This is a genomic window from Ralstonia sp. AU12-08 (genome assembly GCF_000442475.1).
GTDB classification, from domain to species: Bacteria; Pseudomonadota; Gammaproteobacteria; order Burkholderiales; family Burkholderiaceae; genus Ralstonia; species Ralstonia insidiosa.
This window is the reverse complement of the sequence record NZ_ASZV01000025.1, coordinates 42,262-63,099: the sequence shown is the minus strand read 5'-3', so window position 1 is coordinate 63,099 and position 20,838 is coordinate 42,262. Positions and strand designations below refer to the sequence as shown.

Below are 20,838 nucleotides of genomic sequence, written 5' to 3'. Positions count from 1 at the left end.
TGACAGAACGAACCGCGGGTCAGCTAGTCCCAACAATGGGGGCTTCATCATAACTTTTTGATATGAAAAACGTATTCTTTATGATTGACTTGGCATAACGCGCTTCCTACAATCCATTCCGATCTGGTAATTGTTGCGTTGCAACATGTTTTCGGCTATTGCCTTCGCCCTGCTCTCATTCGTATGAGGGGCGACACCAGAGCACTTCAGCATCGCTGCGAGACGTGACCTCCCCAAGGACGCGCCTCGCTTTTGTCTGGGCACACGGGGAGTGCCCCCAACAGATGCCGGCTGACTGCAACAGCGCGGCATCCTTACTAAAAACCGTTGCGATTCGAAACGCACGGCGCCATGCAAAAGAAAGGCGCCTACCGAATCAGCGCAGCGGACGGAGGTAAGTATGAACGGTTGGAAAACCCTTCATTCTTCCGGGATCGGTTCGGCGCTGCAACGCCGGCTCGTCACCCCGGTCGGCCGCCGCCTCGCGCGTGCTGGCCAAATTGCGCTGCCTCGTAAGCTGCGCATGGAATTGAACGCAGGGGGCGCCGCCGCGTCCCGCAATGAGTTGCATCCTGGCGTCCTGCTGGTGTTCCGCAGCGGGCATGTCGTGCTGAACAGCATCGGCGTGCTGGCGGTTGTGGCTGCGGTCGCGCTCTCGCTCAATGGCGAGTGGCGTGCCATGGTCGCTCAACGCGTGCTGCATTTCACACCGGGTGCGGACACCAACGTGGCTTCGGCTACGCCGCCCGCCGTCTCGGCTGGTGTTGAGCCGGTCGCATTTGCACCGACCGCACCGTCGGCCGGCATGGGCGCCGCCCAAGCAGTGGCGTCTGCTGCGCCTACCCAAACGGGTGGCACGGTGGCGGCCGCGGGCTGGGATTCGCTGTCCAAGGTGCCTTCCGTGGCTGAGCTGGCTGCGCAGATTCCGAACACGCAGGTCGCTCGCGACGCGCGTGAGTCGGCGACTGCCGGTACGCCGCGTGAGCAGGCCGCCGTGGCTGAGTACATCGCCCGCAAGTATCGCGTGGCGGCCACCGCTACCGGTCAACTGGTGAAGGCGGCCTATCAAACAGGCAAGGAAGTCGGTATCGACCCGCTGCTGATCCTGGGCGTGATGGCCATTGAGTCCAGCTTCAACCCGTTTGCCGAAAGCGGCATGGGTGCGCAGGGCCTGATGCAGGTGATGACCAAGGTCCACCAGGATAAGTATGAGGTGATGGGTGGTGTCAACGCTGCGCTCAACCCGTACGCCAACATCAAGGTCGGTGCGCTGGTGCTGAAGGATTGCATCGCCCGCGGTGGTTCGATCGAAGGCGGCTTGAAGCTGTACGTTGGCGCGGTGACGCAAGGTGATGGCGGCTACGGTAGCAAGGTGCTGGCAGAGCGTTCGCGTCTGCGCATGGTGGCGACGGGCCACAAGTCGCCGGTGACCATGGCGTCCGAGCGTGAGTCGGCCAAGCCGGTCGCGGCAGCGACGCCTGTGGCGCAGGCCGATGCGAAGGCGCAGGCTGTGAAGCCTGCCGACAAGCAACCGGTTGCCGGACAGCAGGAAGAAGCGCGTCTGGACAACAAGTTGCAGGGCCAAGCCTGATCGGCAGACGCTCCGCCCTCTATATATAAGAGGGTGAAAAAAAGGCCGTCCTTCGGGGCGGCCTTTTTGCTTGGGTGTCCGGAGCCGGTGGCTTAGCGCCCGAACAGCTTGCCAAGTCGCGTGACGGCTTCCTCAAGATGATCCATCGCCGTGGCGTAGGATAGGCGGATGTAGTGGCGCGCCGTGTATGGCCCGAAATCCAGCCCCGGAACGAGTACGACGCCCGCTTCTTGCAGCATCGATTGGGTGAGGGCATCGGCATCCGCCGCATGCGGATGGTTCACGCCACGGCAGTCCGCGTAGACATAGAACGCGCCATCCGGCTTGACCGGCACCTTGAAGCCCAGCGACTCCAGTGCCGGCACGATGAAATCGCGGCGGCGGCGGAATTCGGCCTTGCGGCTGTCGTAGATGGCCAGCGCTTCGGGTTCGAAGCACGCCAGCGCCGCGTGCTGTGCCACGGCCGACGCACAGATGAACAGGTTCTGCGCGACCTTCTCGAACTCGGGTACCAGTTCGGCAGGCGCCACCAGCCAGCCGAGGCGCCAGCCGGTCATGTTGAAATACTTCGAAAAGCTATTGATCGTGACGACATCGTCGCCGAACGACAGTGCAGAGACCGGCGCCTGGTCGTACGACAGGCCCTGGTAGATTTCGTCGACGATCGAGAAACCGCCGCGTGCACGCACCGTCTGTACGATGCGTTGCAGCTCGTCTGGCAGGATCGACGTACCAGTCGGGTTGGACGGGGAGGCCAGCAGCACACCCTGCGTGCGCCCCCCCCAATTGGCTTCAACCTGCTCAGTGGTCAATTGAAAGCGCTGTTCCGGCCCCGATGGAATCAGCTTCGCCACGCCATTGAAGGCGGCAACGAAATGCCGGTTGCACGGATAGCTTGGGTCGGGCATCAGCACCTCGCCGCCAATTTCCACCAGCACCGCACACGCCAGCAGCAGCGCCGCAGACGCACCGGCCGTGACGATGATGCGCTCGGGCGCAATGTCGAGGCCGTAGGTGGTCTGGTAGTAGCGGGCGATGGCCTCGCGCAGCGGGCGAATGCCCAGCGCGCCGGTGTACTGGGTCACGCCGCGCCGCATGGCATCGGTGGCGGCCTGCACGACGGGCTCGGCGGCAGTGAAATCGGGCTCGCCGATGCCCATGTGGATGATGCTGCGCCCCGCCAGTTCCAGCTCGCGGGCCTGCTTGGCCAGCTCCATCACGTGAAAAGCGCGGATATTGGCCAGCCGGGCGGCTGTCTGCAGGCGGTGGGCGTCCATCTTGAAGCGAAGAAGCTAAAGGGGTACAGCGAACAGCAAACGCCAGATTTACCGGCGGGCAGCAACCTCAACAGCACGCACCTGAGCGGCCAGCTTGTCCAGCACGCCGTTGACGTACTTGTAGCCTTCCACACCGCCGAAGGTCTTGGTCAGTTCCACCGCCTCGTTGATCACAACCTTGTACGGGATGTCGAGGCAGTGCACGAGTTCGTACGCGCCGACCAGCAGTGCCGCGCGCTCCACCGGCGACAGCTCGGCAACCGGGCGGTCGAGGAAGGGCGTGAAGCTTTCCGTCAGCGTGGTTTCTTCGCGGATTGCGCCGTGCAGCAGGGCATCGAAATGTGCACGGTCGGCCTTGTTGAAGCCTTGTGCGTCCTGCAGGTGCGCTTCGACCACGCCCGGGTCGTTGCGGTTGAGCAGCCATTGGTACAGACCCTGCAGCGCCAACTCGCGCGCACGGCGGCGCGCGCTCTTGGCGGGGGCCTTGGTCTTGGCCTGGGAATTGTCTTGCGTCATGGGAAAAGCCTTTGCGCGAACAGCCGCGCTTATTCGTTCTCTTCGTCTTGGCCGTGATCCTGCAGACCGTCGAGGTCGCTGGTCAGGTTGGCCATTTCAACGGCGGCACGGGCGCAGTCGCGGCCCTTTTCGCGGGTACGGGCGTGGGCCTGGGCGTCGGTGTCGGTGGTCAGGATGCCGTTGGCGATGGCGATGTTGAAGTCCAGGCCAACGCGCGTGATGCCGGCGGCGGATTCGTTGGACACCAGCTCGAAGTGGTACGTCTCGCCGCGGATCACGGCGCCCAGTGCGATCAGTGCGTCGAACTGGCCCGATTCGGCCATCTTCTGCAGTGCCAGCGGGGCTTCCAGCGCGCCCGGCACGGTTACCAGCAGCACGTCTTCGCCGGCCACGCCGAGCTGTTCAAGTTCAGCGACGCAGGCTTCGCGCAGCGCTTCGCACACGGGTTCGTTAAAGCGTGCCTGAACGATGCCGATGCGCAGACCTTCGCCGTCGAGATTGGTCGGGTAGAAGCCGTGTTCCATGGTGTGTTCCGGTTGGGGTTGCCCGTCAGGCAACGTCAGAAATTGAGAAGAAAGCGAAAAGGAGAAAACCAGCGCGGCAGCCGGAGCTGCCGCAGGAAAGCATCAGTGCGTGGCCGCCGTCGTTGCATCCGGTATGTCGGCCATCGATTGATAGGCCGTCACTTCCAGATCGTAGCCGGTCATGCTCGGCAGCTTGAGTGGCGAAGCCAGCACACGCATCTTGCCGACACCCACATCCTTGAGGATCTGCGCGCCAATACCGTAGATGCGCGGATCGGGTTTGCTGCGCGGGCGCTCATGCGGGGCATCCAACGCGGTGAACTGGGTGAACAGGCGGTCCGGCGAATCGCCGCAATTGAGCAGCACGACCACGCCGGTCGGGGCGGCCTGCACGGCGCGCAGGGCAGCCGGTACGCTCCACGAGTGCGTGGTGCGCTGGCATTCGAGCAGATCCAGCACCGACAGCGGCTCGTGCACGCGCACCAGCGTCTCGGTACCCGGTGTCGGGTCACCCTTGACCAGCGCCAAGTGGGCATGGCCGGCGGCGCGGTCACGGAATGCGACGGCGCGGAAGGTACCGAACTGGGTTTCCATGGCACGTTCACCCACGCGCTCGACGATGCTCTCGGTGCGGCTGCGGTATTGGATCAGGTCGGCAATCGTGCCGATCTTCAGGCCGTGCTTCTTGGCAAACTCCACCAGGTCCGGCAAGCGGGCCATGGTGCCGTCGTCTTTCAGAATCTCGCAGATCACGCCGGCCGGTGTCAGGCCAGCCATTGCGGTCAGGTCGCAACCGGCTTCGGTGTGACCGGCGCGCATCAGCACGCCGCCCTTGCGGGCACGCAGCGGGAAGATGTGGCCCGGGTTCACCAGGTCTGCCGGCTTGGCGTTCTTGGCGGCGGCCACCTGGATGGTGCGTGCGCGATCGGCGGCGGAAATGCCGGTGGTCACCCCTTCGGCCGCTTCGATCGACACGGTGAAGTTCGTGCCGAACTGCGTACCGTTGCGGCTCGCCATCATCGGTAGATCGAGTTGGTCGCAGTGCTCTTCGGTGAGCGTCAGGCACACCAGGCCGCGCGCATGCGTGACCATGAAGTTGATGGCTTCCGGTGTGACGAAATCGGCCGCCAGGATCAGGTCGCCTTCGTTCTCACGGTCTTCCTCGTCGACCAGGATGACCATTCGGCCGGCGCGGATTTCGGCAATGATTTCTTCGACTGTGGCGATCGACATGGCGTAGCAAGGGAAGCGCGCCGCTGGTCACCCCCGTTTGGTGGCCCTGCGACTGCGTAAATGGGAAGCCCGCTATTGTACGCCAAGGTGGCCGAGGCGATCCTCGGCTCTCGGGGTTTAAACGGTCGTGGGCTGGGCGAGTGTGGTGTGGCTCAGCATGCGCTCGACATAGCGGGCGATCAGGTCGATTTCCAGGTTGACCTGGCTACCAGCCTTCAAGTGCTTGAGCGTGGTCACGGCCACTGTGTGCGGGATCAGGTTGATCGAGAACTCGCAGCCGTCGGCGTCGTCGCGCACGCTGTTGACGGTGAGCGATACGCCATTGACTACCACAGAGCCCTTGTAGGCCAGATATTTGCCCAGCGCTGGCGCGGCACGCACGCGCAGCTCGTGCGATTCGTTGACCGGTGCGAAATGCGTGACGGTACCCAGACCGTCCACATGGCCCGAAACGAGGTGCCCACCGATGTGGTCGGCCAGGCGCAGCGCCTTCTCCAGATTCACCTCGCCCGGGTGCTCCAGGCCGACGGTTTTCGACAGCGATTCGCGCGAGACATCCACGTCGAACTGGGTGTCGGTCTTGGCGACGACCGTCATGCATGCGCCCTGGATGGCGATCGAATCGCCCAGAGCAACGTCGGCCAGTGGCAGGCCGCCCGAGTCGATGGACAGGCGTACGCCCGCATCTGCGTTGGTGCCAAGCGGCGTCACGGTTTCAATGCGGCCAACTGCGGCGACGATTCCAGTAAACATAGCGATCAGTCTGTCGGGTTGCGGCGCGCCAGGATGCGGAGATCGCCCCCGATGCGCGAGATATCATGAAAGAAGAATTCGGCCGCGCCTTCCAACGTTTGCAGCGGCCCCATATTGAACATGCCCTGGCCCGAGCCGAGCACCTTGGGTGCCAGATAGACGAGGATCTCGTCAACCAGCCCTTCGCGCAGCAAGGAGCCGTTGAGCTTGAAGCCAGCCTCGACGTGCAGTTCGTTGATTTCGCGGCGGCCAAGCTCGCGCAGCATGGCGGGCAGGTCTACCTTGCCCGCTGCATTGGGCAGGAGGACGACTTCTGCGCCGCGCTCAGCCAGGGCGCGCATGCGGCCGGCTTCGGGCTGCGCGGCAAAGATCAGCGTCGGCTCGTGGTGGCCGTCCGCGGTGAGGATGTGTGCGTCGAGTGGTACATCCAGCGCTGAGTCGACCAATATGCGACGTGGCTGGCGTGGCGTGGTCACGGCGCGCACGGTCAGGCGCGGGTTGTCTTCACGCACCGTGCCGATGCCGGTGAGGATGGCGCAGGCGCGCGCACGCCAGCGATGGCCGTCGTTACGCGCTTCGGTTTCGGTAATCCATTGGCTGATGCCATTGTCCAGCGCGGTGCGGCCGTCCAGCGATGCGCCCACCTTCACGCGTACCCAGGGCGTGCCGCGCGTCATGCGCGAGACAAAGCCGATATTGAGTTCGCGCGCCTCGCGTTCCAGCAGGCCGCAGCGTACGTCGACGCCGGCATCGCGCAGCTTCTGCAGGCCGCGTCCGGAAACGGCAGGGTTCGGGTCTTCCATGGCCGCCACCACGCGTGTGATGCCGGCCTCGACCAGACGGTCTGCGCAGGGAGGCGTGCGGCCAAAGTGGCTGCACGGCTCCAGCGTCACATAAGCCGTCGCACCGCGCACGTCCTGGCCGCGCGATTGGGCATCCTTGATGGCTTGGATTTCGGCGTGGTCCTGGCCGGCGGGCTGCGTATAGCCTTCGCCGATGACGGTGTCGCCATGCACGAGCACACAGCCGACGCGTGGGTTGGGCGTGGTGGTGAAGAGTCCCTTCTCGGCCAGCGCCAGGGCGCGCTGCATCATGGCGTGGTCGAAGTCGGAGAACATGGTGTTATGAGACGCAGATGGAGTTAAGGATCGCTGCCGAAGGCGGGGCAGTTGTTACGGTCCACCTCGGGGTCGCATATTCGAGCGCGGCCAACAGCGCTGATCCGGATTCGGCGTGTATGTCGACCGCAGGTGATGGTAATCGTGCCATCGAGCAGTGTGCCGTCGCTTTTGCGTGAGTATCCCACAGGTGCGTAGGACAGCGTGTCCTCGGGCAAATTGGAGCTCACTTGTACTGCGGGAAATGCCGGTACGGAAATGGACAGCAACGGCACCTGTTGCGTTGCGGTGGTTGTGTGGGGTCGCGACAAGGTGACCGCCCACTGAGCGTTCGGGTTTCGCATGGGAGCTTGTGGGCTGAAGTACGTCCAGGTATGCCGATGTTGTGCTGTCACTTGCGCCAAGTTAATGGCGCTGACCAAGCGCTCTGAGAAGAGCATGATGGTTTCGCGTTCCCAGCGATCGAGGACGGGCGGAATCGCCATGACGGCCAGCGTGGCGATAATGGTAAGCACGATAACCAATTCGACTAGCGTCACGCCTGCTTGCCGGACCTGCCGGTTGGGGCTGGTCATGGCCAACACGCCGGATTGCTGGGACTTCGTTCGCCTGTGCTGCGCAGCATGAGGTACGGACAGACCTTGTCTGTTCGTGATGGCGTCGGATATGCGTTCAGTTCTATGCACTCGTTGCGCGGCAGCTCTCCGTTCAAGCTTTGGCATGGTCCTACAGTGATGAAGTATCCATCCGCCTCGGTCTTGGGATCTTCGCCCTCGTAAGTTCCCGTGCGCGCGTGCCGGAGCTCCAACTGCGATAGGGTTGCGACCAACGCGGCGCCTGCAGCAGCGCGACGTGTGCGCTGCATGTACGCGGGCCAGCTTGAGGTGGCGACAAAGGCCAGTACGCTCGTGATGACGAGCACGGCCATCAGTTCCACCAGGGTGAACCCGCGTGGCCGATGCATCAGCGCGCACCTTCTTCAGTCATTTCGCGCCAGCTCAATCGACCGAGCTGGCGCGTATAGATGCGCGATTCCAATTGACGAATGCGTTCGCCAGCGAGCTGCCACAGGCCGGTGTGCGTCGCTTGCGTGACGGAACCGCTGGGTGTCGGGGCAGGGGCCGCTGTCTGCGTGGTAATGATTGGTGTGCCAATCAGTACGTGCCCAGTGCGATGCGCTTTGTTGGTCGGTAAGCCAGTGTGAGCATCGAGCAAGTAGGCGTGTTGGCGGCGGTCGGCGTCGCGTGTCGTGAGCAGCAGGCTATTTGTGCCGGCCGTGGTGAGTTCATCGGGCAGTTGGCCCATGGGCAGGTCGATGCGCCATCCGTTGGCGATGGTGCTGCCTTCCAAGCGGATGATCGAGCCATCGCCGTCGTCCGTGACACTAAGGCCAGCCAGGTTGTCACGCGACAGGCCGCGTGCGCCGGTGTCTGCGACGCCATACAGGGTCGTATTGCTGCTGGCCTCGTCGACAGCGACGAAGACGAGCATCTGACCACCGGCCGTGGCTGCCAGCAAGATGGGGCTGACGATGCGTTGCGTTCCCCCCGTACGTGACTTCGCCTTGAAGAAGGGCGTGCGGCGCTGTGCATGGTTCGTGCCCAATGCATTCGGCCAGGGCGGTGCATCGCGTAAGTCGAAGCGCCAGATCTGCCCACGGGTGTCTGGCGCATAGGCCAACGTGGCGGTGCCCTGCGGCCCCAGCGCCACAGCAGGTGCCCCCAGGCCACCGCGGCGGTCTGCGCCGGAGGGCACCGTGATTGCATGTGCTGTATTCGATTGCCATGGCGAAGTGCGCGGCTGATCCAGCGCCAGCAACAGCAGACGATTTCCCACGTCGGCGCGCCCTGTTCCGTTGCCGCTGATCGCGAACCAGCGCGGGTTTCCGCGGCCACCATTAGCGAGCGACACAATGGGGATCGGGCCTTCCACCTGGCCGACAGCGGCGTCGTCGTTGGCGTCGTAGGCGAGCATCGGCGGAGGCGTAGCTGACTCCGGATTGGTCACGTCGACCAGAAACAAGCCGGAGCCCATGGTGCCGTTGGCGCATGAGAGGATCGAATGCCATTGCATGCCAATCAATGCATCGGCGGCAAAGGGGCGGGCACAGAGAGGGCGAGGTACCGGCTGTGCGGGTGAAGCATTGCGCGCCGCAGTCGGAAGGGCGGCGTCGGGCATGATCGCGAAGCGCTCGATACCCGTGAGCGCATCGAAGCCGTGCAGCATGCCATCGTTGGCACCGATATAGGCCATCCACGGCCGTTGCGCATGGTTCTGACGGAAGCTGGTATGGCTCGCATCCAGCACGAAGCCCGGCGGCCCCAGTAACTTTACGTGTGCACCGAGCATGGCGCCCAAGATGGACTTGCGCGACCTGAAGCCAGAACCATCGCGCTCGGGCATGCGCAGGCCCCGCAAGTAGTCGATGCGCATTGCTCCGAGTTTGTCGTCGCCATCGAGTTGCGCTTGTTGTGTGGGCGAAAGATTGAGCCAATGCAGCCCCACCGGGGTACGGCTGCCTGTGTCGTCGCGATGGAACGTCCACAACTGACGCTCGATGGGTGGTCTCTCGTCGAGTGCACTCGCGGCTTCCCATAGGTCCTGCGGTGTTGGTGCGTCGAGCGTGCCAAGCGTCGGCAGAAATTGGAGGGCGCGCAACCGGCCGCTCCAAGCGTCATCGCCGCGTACGGCGACGATGTGCGAGGGCAAGTTTCCGGCGGGCGAGTCGCTGCCGTTTGCTGCGGTCAAACTGGCTAGCGCGACCACGAGCGTTGCGCAGAGGTGTCGTGCCTTCATGGTTTGTCCGCTTGTGGCCGGTAGACGGACTGCAGCATCACGGTGACTTTTTCGGTCAGGCCAAAACCTACGGCCGTGATACGAAAGAGCGACGGAGCCCGCGCTGTGCCGGCCTGCGCCCATTCGCCGGGTAGTGCGTCAGGGATCGGCTCGATGACGTAGCGTGCTGGTTGAGCGGGCTCCCGCCAAGTCTCAGCCAGGGCTGCGGGAACTGCTCTGGCCTTGTCTGCCGTAGTCAACAGATCGGAAAGCCCTTGAGCGGTTTGCCCCGTCAGTGGCGAGCACAATGCGTCTCCGCATTGGCCCGGACGGAAGCCCGCCAACGTTATGGGGTTCAGTGCAGCCGCGCGGGCCGCATCCCGCACGCCAGCGCAGCCTCTGCGCGGTGGTGTGCCAGTGGCGGTCGCAATCTCACACTCAGCTGCGTCCAACGCACGTTCGGCTTCGCTCAGCGCGAGAGCGCGATCCGCAGACAGCGCCGCGCGTCGGCTGTGGTCCTGCACCAGCGGCCACGCGGCCATCGTCACCAAGCCGATCATGGCCAGCGCGCCAGTCACCACGATGATGGAGAAGCCACGCGCTTGGGCTTGCGTGATCAACATGCGTCTGCCTCGCAGATCAACGGGTTGCGAACGGCAAAGGTGGCGGTGAAGACGGCGTGATTGCGGCGCGGATCTTGAGGTTGGTACTCCAGATCTTCTGTTCTAGCCTTTGGTAGCGGGCCAAGTTCTGTGCGTGAGAACAGCATGACCTTGTCCGAGATGGGGGGCAGGGTCCTGTATCGGTCACCACGTACCACGATTGCAACGTGGACTTGCTGTACGCGACGCCAGTCTTGCTTGCCGATCTCGCGTGCAGGTACGGTTTCGGCCGCAGATGTCGAGGTGGGGGCAAGTGTATAGAGCAGTTGCAGCGTTTCGACACCACGGACCAAACCTTGGCTGTTATCCGCACTGTTGGGATCGGTGCGGCTGAGGGATCTGCACCTGAGCTCCAGTTCCCTGTCCGTGGTGTTCGCCCCGGAAAACAACAGGATGTAGCCCCCGCGAGGGTCTTTGCTGTCGGCGCGCTCAGGCACACCGAGGCCGCGGCAGTCCAGTGTGGCGCCGTCGCCGTTGGAACCGCGGCCGGCGAAGCGGACCAAAAGGGCATCGCTGCGCCTCACGTTGCCGCCCCCACAGTCGAATTGCGGCAGGAACTGCGGCGGTGTGTCGAGGCGGCCGCAATTGTCGCGGCCCTCAAGTGATGGCGGCACGTCCTGGTCCGCATCCGGCCAGCGACGCACCGGAGAAGCCACTGGCGTATCCGTGACCCACCCCGCTTGGCGCACGGCGTGGCCAATCAGTTCGAGCGCCTGCATGGCACGGTCTTCGATGAGTGCTTCATCGGCCAGACGTTGGTAGCGTGCTCGTGCGATCAGCATCATTTGCAGCGCGATTCCCAGCACCATCAAGGCGATGACCATGCCGACCAGTAACTCGACCAGTGAGACGCCGCGGGCGGGTCGGATGAGCGCATGCCGCATGTCAGTGGTTCTTTTCTGTGGTGTCCAGTCGCACCCGCGCATCCTGGTCTAGGCGAGTTGCCTCATGATTGGCCGCCTCCATAAAGTCAAACGCACGGAACATGGCGGCCGCACCGAGCGAGAGGACGGCCAGGGCGATGAGGGACTCGATCAGGATGGCGCCGCGTTGGTACGGGCGATGGGGGCGGGAGGTCATGAGGCGGCCGGTGCTTAGCAAAACCGCCTCAAGTTAGTGTGAATTTGGCCGTATAAGTGTCATATCTGGTCAATACCCTTTCTGGCCGTCAAGCATAGAACGGCCCTCTGACAGAGTTTCACCATTGATCGTTGGTTTTTTGTCAAAACTAACCTTGCTGAGCCTTGTTGTTGAGGGAGGGGGATGTTGACACTTTTTGACTAATTCCCCACTATTTCGGGGGGTGCGTCTGCCTACGCATTTTTGCTGGCAGATCGTCGCGTTCAACGGGGGTTGAGTGCGGTGCAACAAAAGCACTTGGGAAGTTCAGAAATCAGCAGCGCGCGATAACGATGTCGCCGTGACTGCCGCATAACAAAATGTCGGGGGTAAACATGCACAACGGGACTTCGCCTATTGGGCGATGCTGGCATACGGTCAGGCAACGGCATTCCGGCTGAGGGCTGAGATGCGCGCATTGGTTCGCGATTCTCTCCCTGCCCTTTGGTTTCGCAAAATCACACAGGACAGATCGAGTCCGGAGGTACGGCGCGCGCGTTGCGCTGTCCCGTATGGGGCGTGCGGCCCATTGGGTAATTGTGCCAAGGCTTTTCCGGCAACTCGAGGCTTCACGCTGATCGAGCTTTTGGCGGTAGTGACCATTCTCGCCATTTTGTTGGCAGTTGCGATTCCGTCGTTCGCACCGATGCTGAGCACCAACCGGCTTTTTGCCGTCCAGACCGAGTTGATGTCCTCGCTCGCCTTGGCACGAAGCGAGGCTGCCAAACGTGGCATGCCGGTGAGCGTGGTTTCGTCGACCACGCCTGGCGTAGTCGGCAACGAATGGGGCGCGGGCTGGTCCGTTTGGGTTGACTCAAACGCGAATGGCGTCGTTGATAGCGGAGAGGTCTTACGCGCCCACGAAGCCCTGTCATCCGGATTGACGCTGAGTGTGCCAAATAGTGGCGTCATCAAGTTTGATTCCCATGGCTATCTGTCGCCGGCCTTGCTGCGTCAGTTGAAAGTGTGTTCCGCCACCAGTGGCACGTCGGGATATCAGATTACGATTCAACCGAACGGGCTGGTCGATTCCGCCAGTGCAACATGCCCATGAATGCCAGCCTATTGAAATCGACTTCGCGAGGTTATGCGTTGCTGGAGGCGCTGATTGCGCTTCTGGTTATTTCCGTCGGCCTGATTGGGTTCTCACGTCTGCAGTTGGTTGGGATGTCGAGTTCCAACATCTCCACGCAACGAAGCAAAGCCGTCTACTTGGCGTACGAGATCAGCGACAGAATACGCGCCAACCTTTCGGGCTATTCCGCGGGTGCCTACAGTAACCTGTCGGGTACTGCCAGCAACCCCGGTTGCGTGTCGGCGTCGACGGGTTGCTCAGCGGCACAGATTGCCCAGAACGACTACTACGAGTGGTCGAACGAACTTGCCACCCAGCTTCCACAGGGCGCAGGTGTGGTTTGCCTGACCAGCACGATATCTTCGACCGCAACGCCTGCCGCACCTGGTTGTGACGGTGGTGGGAGTGTTTACGCCGTCATGGTCTGGTGGACGGAAAATGGTCAGCAACAGATGCTCTCCCAACGTTTCAAGCCATGATGAACCGTCGACAAACCGGTATCTCGCTAGTTGAACTCATGGTCGGATTGACTCTGGGCATGCTGCTCGTTGGCGTTGCCGTTTCAATTTATCTATCTGGTCGTCAAACATCGCGCGTGGTCGATACGGTGGGTCGCTTGGAGGAAAGTGCTCGCTTTGCGGTTGAAACGATTGAGCAGGACATCCGCATGACCGGCTTCCGTGGTTGTAACGGTGTGGCGAATTCGCCGGTCAATACGCTGAACTCTTCTGGTTCTTTCAACAATCGATTCGACCAGACACTCTTTGGCTACCACGGCAGCGGGACGACATGGTCGCCCGCACTGGACTCGAGTATTAGTAGCCTAGCGCAGCCACCGATTGCCGGGACGGACGTCATTGCCATCAAGCGCCCCTATGACAATGGGGCCGCGCTGACCGCGCAGATGGCGGGGACGACGGGGGCTGTGACGGTGGATGCCAGTGCGCCGTTTGCCCAGGGTGACTACGTGCTGGTTTCCGACTGCGAGGCGCAAGCGGTGTTTCAGGCGACGCAAGTCACCACCACGCCGACTGCGGGGACACTTTCCCACGCCGCTGCCACCGTGCCGACGCCAGGCAATGCCAGCGCTGATCTCACGCATGTGTTCAACACGGATGCCTCGGCCTACCGTGTCGTGACCAAAACTTACTACGTTGCCCAGAGCGCCAGAAATCGCGCGGTGAAGTCTCTATGGTCTTACAGCGTGCCCGACTACACGGGCGCTGGCCAGCCTCAGGAGATGGTCGAGGGTGTCGACAACCTGGTGCTTCTCTATGGGGAAGACACTGACAGCGACCAGGCCGCGAACCGCTACGTCACCGCCGACAACGTTGGTAACTGGAACAACGTCGTCAGCGTGCGAGTGCAACTCTTGATGGCGTCGGTTCAGAATGGCGTATCGCCTATTGCGCAGACCTACAACTTTAATGGTGCCTCGGCGACATCTGCCGACAGACGCATACGCTCTGTCTTCACGAGCGTCATTACGCTGCGTAACCGGGTGATGTGATGCTAGTTAACTTGATTTGGCGACGTAGTGCACAAAGAGGCGTTGCCTTGCCTGTTGCGTTGGTGTTCTTGGTGCTCCTTACGCTTCTGGGGTTGGCGCTCGTCAATGGCTCTGTGATGCAGGAAATGATGTTCGGCAACAGCAAGGACACCAAGCTGGCGTTTCAAGCAGCGGAAACGGCCCTTCGCGATGCTGAATTGGACGTTGCCCAGAACATCACGGCGACAACGGCGTTTGTACAGGCATGCACGAGTGGCTTGTGCACGCCGCCATCATCTTGGTCGACGCCAAAGTCGGCGTCGGTCTCTACGCTGATTGATTGGACCAACAGCGCGAACACGCGTACCTACGGTGCTTATACGGGAGCAGTTGCGTTGCCCAACGTTGCTTCCCAGCCGCTGTACGTCATTGAAAAGCTCTCCGGACTGTCAGTGCCGGCAGGCGAGAGTATTGGGATTGGTGTGAAGCCGCCGGCAGGAGGGACGGCGTACCGGATCACGGTCTACTCGACCGGCGCACGCCCCGAAACCCACGTTGTTCTCGAATCCATTTACGTGAAGCGCTGAGGCCATGAAGACACAATCTTTCTTAGTCAAGGCGCTCGCGCTGTTGATCAGCTCGCTGCTGCCGCTGACGACTAACGCGGCGCTGCTAACCATCGCGCAATATCCCCTGTTTCTGTCGAGTAACACAGCCACGCCCAATATTTTGGTGGTCTATGACAACTCGCAGTCCATGGACGGGACGATGGCGGGCAAGTTGATCGCGGGCAATGATCCGACCACACGTGGCAACATTGCGCGCTCGGTGATTACGTCGACCATCTCGAACTATCGCACCCAATTCAACTGGGGCCTAGCGACGTTCGATGCACCGGGGCCCAGCCTATACAACACGTATGCCTACTTCTTTGGGAGCGCCAGCACCATGGTGTTCACAAATGACTGTGTCAACGGCATTTCCGCATCGAACGGTGGTCTGCGCTGCGTGCCGAATCCGCAATCGGGTGCCTCGTATTCGTATTTGACTTACGCGCTCAGTGGCGATGATCCTGCCATCAACGATGTCTTGTACTACAACGGTACGTGGCCGTATCCGTGGGCTATTGGCTTATCGGGGGGGACGACCAGCAATCCCAATACCAATTACAACGGGTGCCAGAACCACGCCAACGTGTCGACCTGGAATTCCGGTGACTTCTCGGGTTGCCAGCAAGTTGGCTTTACCCCGACCGACGCCGGGTTTCTGCCGGGCAATCCTCCTTACTCACGAATGATCTGGCTATCGCGCGCGTGGGGCTACTACGCCAACATAAGCGGGTCTGGAAAAATGATGGAAGCTGTGCAGGCGGATTCGACCTCGCACTACCAGAATCTGATCGACTATCTGGCGCCGGAGACAAACTCAAATTCAGCAGCAAGCGGCCACAGCAAGCTCGAAATCAAGAACGGGGCGGTGGCTACGCCTCTCTCTGGCAGTCTGCAAACGGCGAGGAGTTACTTCGCGGGCTCGCAGACTGGCTATTCGACGCCTGTGACTCAAAGTTGCCAGAAGAACTTTGTGCTGTTAGCGACCGATGGCAACCCCACCGGCAAGACCGATGGTTCGATGTGGGCGCTTTCCGATCAGCAAAGCACCTATAACTCGAGCACTGGACAGTGGACGTTCTCCAACGCCGCGAACGATGTGTTCAGTCAAATCACGGCGTTACGCAGTACGAGCGTTAAGGGTTATACGAGTCCCTTTGATATTCAGACCTACGTGGTGGGGATGGGTAGCACGGTGTCCAACCCGGCTTCGGTAGCTGTGCTCAACCAAATGGCGAAGCTCGGGGGGACGGGCAATGCTTACCTGAGCACGGATCCCGCAACGCTGCAACAGCAGTTCCAGAGCATCGCGGCGGACATTACCACCAAGGTGGCAGCGGCTTCGGCCGTTTCCCTGAACGCAGGTTCCTGGGGGACAGGCACTGCTTTGTATCAGGCCAAGTTCAGCAGCGCGGACTGGTCGGGGCAGTTGCTTGCATATGCCATTAACTCGGACGGTTCGATCGGCAGCCAACTCTGGGATGCCGGCCAGCAGATCAATTCACAGAACTGGGATACTGGGCGCCAGATCCTGACGTACAAGCCGTCTGCGGCTCTTGGCGCTCGCGGTATTCCGTTCCGATGGCCTGCATCGCCGGGTTCGCCGAAGGCGACCGAGATGGATGTGGCGCAATCGACCAAGCTGAACTACAACGCTAGCCAGACCACCAACGACGGCTACGGCTCGCAGCGTGTGACCTATCTGCGTGGCAACAATGCCAACGAAGCCAATACGTGTGGGTCCTGCACACCTTCGTTTCGCAATCGTCCGACGAGTAAGCTGGGCGATATCATTCACTCATCGCCCAACTACGTCGGCGCGCCTGCGTTCAACTATCCAGACAACATGGAGAGCGCCCCTTACTCGGCATTCGTATCGACCTGGCGCAATCGGACACCGATGATTTACGTCGGAGCCAATGACGGCATGCTGCACGGGATCAATGCGTCTACGGGGAAAGAGGCAATGGCCTATGTTCCGGCGGTCATCTACAGCAACCTCAGCATGCTGACTGCTCCGACCTACACGCACCAGTACTTCGCGGACGGCTCCGTCACGGTGGGGGACACCTTCTATAAGAGCGGGTGGCATACGTTGCTGTCAGGTGCGCTGGCCGGTGGAGGGCAGGGCATTTTCGCACTCGACGTCACCGATCCGTCGAAGTTCACCGAGTCGACTGCGAGCCAGGTCGCGCGCTGGGAATTCACCGACGCGAATGACGCAGACATGGGCTATAGCTTTGGCCAACCGTTGATCGTCAAAACAAACAACGGAAGGTGGTCCGTTATTGTGGCCAATGGTTACAACAGCACGCAGTCTGATGGTGCGGCGAGCACGACCGGCCACGCAGTGCTGTTTGTGTTGGATGCAGAAACCGGAGCGGTCACTGCAAAGATTGATACGAACGCTGGCACTACCGCTGCGCCAAATGGCCTGTCAGGACCTGTCGCCGTTGATACTAACGGGGATGGCATTGCCGACGTTGTTTATGCCGGCGATCTGGCGGGCAACATGTGGAAGTTCGACCTGTCGAGCAGCTCGGTCAGCAATTGGGGGGTTGCATTTGGAACCTCCGGCAGTCCGCAGCCGTTGTTCAGTACGGGGGGGCAGCCGATCACGGTACGCCCTGACGTGACTCGAAATTTGCAAGGTAACTACCTTCTGGTCTTCGGCACGGGGCAGTACTTCACAACGACCGATACAGCGTCGACGGCTGGACAGACCTTCTACGGCATCATCGACAAGGGCGCCACGATCAGCGGCCTGTCTAATCTTCAGCAGCAATCGGTGTTGGGCACAACAACGGGTTCCGATGGGAACACGTATCGCATCACGACACACGCGGTAGGAGCGCCAACCTTGGACGCGCTTCGGTCCGGCGACAATGCAATTTCGCTTGGGTCCTACAACAGCTCGAAGCTCGGTTGGTACATCAACTTGCCGACTACCGGAGAGCGTGCCGTGACAGATGCGACCATTCGTTCGGGTCGTGTGATTTTTAACACTGTTATTCCGTCCACCGCCCAATGCAGCGCCGGTGGTACCGGCTGGGTGATGGAGCTGGATGTCTTTACGGGCAACCGTTTGGATAGTCCGACCTTCGATACCAATGGTGATGGAGTCATCAATAACTCGGATCTACTCCAATATGGCGGTTCGCCCGCCAATACGAGTGGTCGACAAGTCGGCTCAATTCCCGCAGCTCCGGGCTTTTTGCAACCCATTCAAGCACCGGGCGCCTCGCCATTTGAAAACAAATACGTCAATACTTCGGCGGGTGCCATTCAAGTGATTGGTGAAACCGCAGGTAAGGGTTCCCGTGGCCGTGTTGCATGGCGGCAATTGAACTGAGGGGGCAGGTATGAAGAAGCTATGTGTGATTGCCACCTTTGTGCTGGCAGGCAATGCGGCATATGGTGCGCTGGCGGTGGGAGGTGGCGAGCCTGGTGGCGTGACGCTCAGCCCGGCGTCGAGTCGGGCGCAGCCCCATGCGAGTGACGCACCTCGCATGCTACGTGGCGTGGTCACCGCGCTCAATCTGGATAAAGGTGAGATCGACGTGCACGGTAACCGCCTTCAGGTCGGTCGTGCGGTGCGCGTATTTGGCCCTGCTGGGGATGAGGGCCGCCTCTCGTCGTTGCGTCAGGGGCAGGAGATTCGTTTCCTGCTGGATCCGAAGGACGCCTCTGAACGGACGATTTCAGTTATCTACCTCCAATGAACACAGGACTCTCTAGCTCTCGGCGTTTGCCCCGCGGCTTCACATTGATTGAGCTGATGATCACGGTCGCTATTGTGGGCATCCTCGCCGTCGTGGCCTATCCGTCGCTCAATGGCTACATCCAAAAGTCCAGGCGTGCGGATGCCAAAACGGCATTGCTCGCGGTGGCTCAGAAAATGGAGCAATACCGCTCATTGGGCAACACCTATGCGGGCGCGACATTGGGTGCTAGCGGTGTCTACGCCAATACCCAGTCAGACAACGGCTACTACGCTCTGAGTTTCTCCGTCGCGCCTACGCAGACGGTCTATACGGTTCAAGCCGTTCCGCAGGCCGGTCAGGCAACGGATGCGTGCGGTACCTTCAGCTACGATCAGGCGGGGAATAAAATGGTGTCCGGGGGCACGCTTACGGCGTCGAGCTGTTGGTAGTCGCCGGGGGATCGTGCCGCGATACAAACCATTCGCGTGCGTGCTATTTCCGCACACTAGTCGCCGAAACCTCATCCAGCACATCACGAAACTCCGCCAGATCCTCAAAACTCCGGTACACCGACGCAAACCGGATATACCCGATCTTGTCCAGCCGCTTCAGTTCGCGCATGACCAGCTCACCCACGCGGTCGCTGCCGATTTCCTTCTCGCCGTGGCTGAGGAGTTTTTCTTCGATGCGGGCGATGGCCTCGTCGATGGCCTCTGCGGAGACAGGGCGCTTGCGCAGCGCCAATCGCATGGAATCCTTGACCTTGTTGCGGTCGTAATCGACGCGGCTGCCGTTCTTCTTGACGACGGCCGGGAAGAACAGTTCGATGCGTTCGTAGGTCGTGAAGCGGCGGTCGCAGGCTTCGCACTTGCGGCGACGGCGCACGGTGTCGCCTTCCTCCGACATGCGAGTCTCAATCACCTGGGTGGCCGCGTGGCCGCAAAAAGGGCATTTCATGCCGGTCTCCAACGAAACCCAAAAGAACGCACTGCGCTAAAAGAACAACGCCGCGATGGCCCGCTTGGGGCGCATCGCGGCAGGGTACTACGTGGCCGCTGGCATGTGTGCCACGGCTATTGCCAACCGCTTAAGCGTAGACCGGGAACTGCTTGGTCAACTCAGCCACCTTGGCGCGCACAGCAGCGATGTTCGCTTCGTCGTGCGGGTTGTCCAGCACGTCGGCGATCAGGTGCGCGACCTTCACGGCCTCCGCTTCCTTGAAGCCGCGCGTGGTCATGGCCGGCGAGCCCAGGCGCACACCCGAGGTCACGAACGGCTTTTCCGGGTCATTCGGAATCGCGTTCTTGTTGACGGTGATATGCGCGTCGCCCAGCACCTTCTCGGCTTCCTTGCCGGTGATGTTCTTGGCGCGCAGGTCGACCAGCATCACGTGGCTCTCGGTGCGGCCCGAGACGATGCGCAGGCCACGGGCCATCAGCGTTTCGGCCATCACGGCGGCGTTCTTCACCACTTGCTGTTGGTAGGCCTTGAACTCCGGCGACAGGGCTTCCTTGAATGCCACGGCCTTGCCGGCGATCACGTGCATCAGCGGGCCGCCCTGGATACCCGGGAAGATCGCCGAGTTGATGGCCTTCTCGTGCTCGGCCTTCATCAGGATCACGCCGCCGCGCGGGCCGCGCAGGCTCTTGTGCGTGGTCGTGGTGACGAAGTCAGCGTGCGGCACTGGGTTCGGATACACACCCGCGGCGATCAGGCCGGCGTAGTGGGCCATGTCCACCATGAAGTACGCGCCGATCGACTTGGCGATCTTGCCGATGCGTTCGAAATCGATGCGCAGCGCGAATGCCGATGCGCCAGCGATGATCAGCTTCGGCTTCTTCTCTTGCGCCAGGGCTTCGAGCGCGTCGTAATCGATGTCTTCCTGGGCGTTCAGGCCGTAGCTGACCACGTTGAACCACTTGCCGCTCATGTTGAGCGCCATGCCGTGCGTCAGGTGACCACCTTCGGCCAGGCTCATGCCCATGATCGTGTCGCCCGGCTTGAGCACGGCGAAGAACACGCCCTGGTTGGCCTGGGAGCCGGAGTTCGGTTGCACGTTGGCGGCTTCGGCGCCAAACAGCTGCTTCACGCGGTCGATGGCGAGCTGTTCCACCACGTCCACGTATTCGCAACCACCGTAGTAACGCTTGCCCGGGTAGCCCTCGGCGTACTTGTTGGTCAGTTGCGAGCCTTGCGCGGCCATCACGGCCGGCGAGGTGTAGTTTTCGGAGGCAATCAGCTCGATATGGTCTTCCTGACGCTGATTTTCCTTCTGGATGGCGGCGAAGATTTCGGGATCGATCTGGTCGATCGTATAGCGGCTGCGTTCGAACATGGCGAGTGTCTGGTCTGAAACGAAACGGAAAAAACGGAGATCGGGCGAGGCGGGCGGGC

General features: G+C 61.4%; 22 protein-coding genes. 8 read left to right on the top strand and 14 right to left on the bottom strand.

Annotated elements, in window-relative coordinates:
- Positions 1–400 precede the first annotated feature (400 nt).
- A complete protein-coding gene (locus tag C404_RS44360; RefSeq protein WP_021195255.1) occupies positions 401–1,591 on the top strand; it encodes a lytic transglycosylase domain-containing protein in 1,191 nt (396 codons plus the stop codon).
- Between the two features lie 92 nt (positions 1,592–1,683).
- On the opposite strand, the gene C404_RS44355 is transcribed toward C404_RS44360, so the two are convergent.
- From C404_RS44355 to C404_RS44305, 12 genes are all read right to left on the bottom strand, one after another.
- Positions 1,684–2,868: a pyridoxal phosphate-dependent aminotransferase gene (locus tag C404_RS44355; protein ID WP_021195254.1), complete on the bottom strand. Its 1,185-nt coding sequence runs from the start codon at positions 2,866–2,868 to the stop codon at positions 1,684–1,686.
- 48 nt (positions 2,869–2,916) lie between these two features.
- A complete protein-coding gene (gene nusB, locus C404_RS44350) occupies positions 2,917–3,384 on the bottom strand; it encodes a transcription antitermination factor NusB (RefSeq protein ID WP_021195253.1) in 468 nt (155 codons plus the stop codon).
- Positions 3,385–3,413: 29 nt separating this feature from the next.
- Positions 3,414–3,908 (bottom strand): 6,7-dimethyl-8-ribityllumazine synthase, encoded by a 495-nt coding sequence (gene ribH / locus C404_RS44345; protein WP_021195252.1) that lies wholly within the window; start codon positions 3,906–3,908, stop codon positions 3,414–3,416.
- 102 nt (positions 3,909–4,010) lie between these two features.
- Positions 4,011–5,141 (bottom strand): bifunctional 3,4-dihydroxy-2-butanone-4-phosphate synthase/GTP cyclohydrolase II, encoded by a 1,131-nt coding sequence (gene ribBA, locus C404_RS44340; RefSeq protein WP_021195251.1) that lies wholly within the window; start codon positions 5,139–5,141, stop codon positions 4,011–4,013.
- Between the two features lie 117 nt (positions 5,142–5,258).
- Positions 5,259–5,894 carry a riboflavin synthase gene (locus C404_RS44335; RefSeq protein WP_021195250.1) on the bottom strand — a complete coding sequence of 212 codons (636 nt, stop codon included), beginning with the start codon at positions 5,892–5,894 and terminating at the stop codon, positions 5,259–5,261.
- A 5-nt stretch (positions 5,895–5,899) separates the two neighbouring features.
- Entirely contained in the window at positions 5,900–7,012 is a 1,113-nt protein-coding gene (gene ribD, locus C404_RS44330) for a bifunctional diaminohydroxyphosphoribosylaminopyrimidine deaminase/5-amino-6-(5-phosphoribosylamino)uracil reductase RibD (protein WP_021195249.1), read from the bottom strand.
- A 23-nt stretch (positions 7,013–7,035) separates the two neighbouring features.
- Positions 7,036–7,587: a GspH/FimT family pseudopilin gene (locus C404_RS44325; RefSeq protein WP_021195248.1), complete on the bottom strand. Its 552-nt coding sequence runs from the start codon at positions 7,585–7,587 to the stop codon at positions 7,036–7,038.
- Positions 7,584–7,976, bottom strand: coding sequence for a type IV pilin protein (locus C404_RS61010; protein WP_049285444.1), 393 nt, complete (start codon positions 7,974–7,976; stop codon positions 7,584–7,586). The genes C404_RS44325 and C404_RS61010 overlap by 4 nt, the downstream gene beginning before the upstream one ends.
- Positions 7,976–9,808 carry a pilus assembly protein gene (locus C404_RS44320; protein WP_021195247.1) on the bottom strand — a complete coding sequence of 611 codons (1,833 nt, stop codon included), beginning with the start codon at positions 9,806–9,808 and terminating at the stop codon, positions 7,976–7,978. The genes C404_RS61010 and C404_RS44320 overlap by 1 nt, the downstream gene beginning before the upstream one ends.
- Positions 9,805–10,410, bottom strand: coding sequence for a pilus assembly PilX family protein (locus C404_RS44315; protein ID WP_021195246.1), 606 nt, complete (start codon positions 10,408–10,410; stop codon positions 9,805–9,807). The genes C404_RS44320 and C404_RS44315 overlap by 4 nt, the downstream gene beginning before the upstream one ends.
- Positions 10,404–11,333, bottom strand: coding sequence for a PilW family protein (locus C404_RS44310; RefSeq protein ID WP_021195245.1), 930 nt, complete (start codon positions 11,331–11,333; stop codon positions 10,404–10,406). Before C404_RS44310 ends, C404_RS44315 begins: the two co-directional genes overlap by 7 nt.
- Position 11,334: 1 nt before the next feature.
- Positions 11,335–11,529 (bottom strand): type IV pilus modification PilV family protein, encoded by a 195-nt coding sequence (locus C404_RS44305; RefSeq protein WP_064496184.1) that lies wholly within the window; start codon positions 11,527–11,529, stop codon positions 11,335–11,337.
- Positions 11,530–11,932: 403 nt separating this feature from the next.
- On the opposite strand from C404_RS44305, the gene C404_RS0130005 reads away from it, so the two are divergent.
- The 7 genes from C404_RS0130005 to C404_RS44275 are packed head-to-tail and all read left to right on the top strand — an operon-like array spanning position 11,933 to position 18,893.
- Entirely contained in the window at positions 11,933–12,622 is a 690-nt protein-coding gene (locus C404_RS0130005; protein ID WP_306303186.1) for a GspH/FimT family pseudopilin, read from the top strand.
- Positions 12,619–13,122: a type IV pilus modification protein PilV gene (pilV, locus tag C404_RS44300; RefSeq protein ID WP_021195242.1), complete on the top strand. Its 504-nt coding sequence runs from the start codon at positions 12,619–12,621 to the stop codon at positions 13,120–13,122. Before C404_RS0130005 ends, pilV begins: the two co-directional genes overlap by 4 nt.
- Positions 13,119–14,153, top strand: a complete 1,035-nt coding sequence (locus tag C404_RS44295) for a PilW family protein (protein ID WP_031329454.1) — start codon at positions 13,119–13,121, stop codon at positions 14,151–14,153. The genes pilV and C404_RS44295 overlap by 4 nt, the downstream gene beginning before the upstream one ends.
- Before the next feature lie 47 nt (positions 14,154–14,200).
- Positions 14,201–14,719 carry a pilus assembly PilX family protein gene (locus C404_RS44290; protein WP_021195240.1) on the top strand — a complete coding sequence of 173 codons (519 nt, stop codon included), beginning with the start codon at positions 14,201–14,203 and terminating at the stop codon, positions 14,717–14,719.
- Positions 14,720–14,723: 4 nt separating this feature from the next.
- Positions 14,724–18,092, top strand: coding sequence for a pilus assembly protein (locus tag C404_RS44285; RefSeq protein ID WP_021195239.1), 3,369 nt, complete (start codon positions 14,724–14,726; stop codon positions 18,090–18,092).
- A gap of 10 nt (positions 18,093–18,102) precedes the next feature.
- Complete coding sequence (locus C404_RS44280; protein ID WP_021195238.1) at positions 18,103–18,462, top strand: hypothetical protein; 360 nt, start codon at positions 18,103–18,105, stop codon at positions 18,460–18,462.
- Positions 18,459–18,893 (top strand): type IV pilin protein, encoded by a 435-nt coding sequence (locus tag C404_RS44275; RefSeq protein ID WP_031329451.1) that lies wholly within the window; start codon positions 18,459–18,461, stop codon positions 18,891–18,893. Before C404_RS44280 ends, C404_RS44275 begins: the two co-directional genes overlap by 4 nt.
- 43 nt (positions 18,894–18,936) lie before the next feature.
- Here the strand turns inward: C404_RS44275 and nrdR are convergent, their stop codons facing one another.
- Both nrdR and glyA read right to left on the bottom strand, forming a co-directional pair.
- The gene (nrdR, locus tag C404_RS44270; RefSeq protein ID WP_031329450.1) at positions 18,937–19,401 is read right to left on the bottom strand and encodes a transcriptional regulator NrdR; all 465 of its coding nucleotides are present in this window, start codon (positions 19,399–19,401) and stop codon (positions 18,937–18,939) included.
- Between the two features lie 130 nt (positions 19,402–19,531).
- A complete protein-coding gene (glyA, locus tag C404_RS44265; protein WP_021195235.1) occupies positions 19,532–20,779 on the bottom strand; it encodes a serine hydroxymethyltransferase in 1,248 nt (415 codons plus the stop codon).
- Positions 20,780–20,838: the final 59 nt, after the last annotated feature.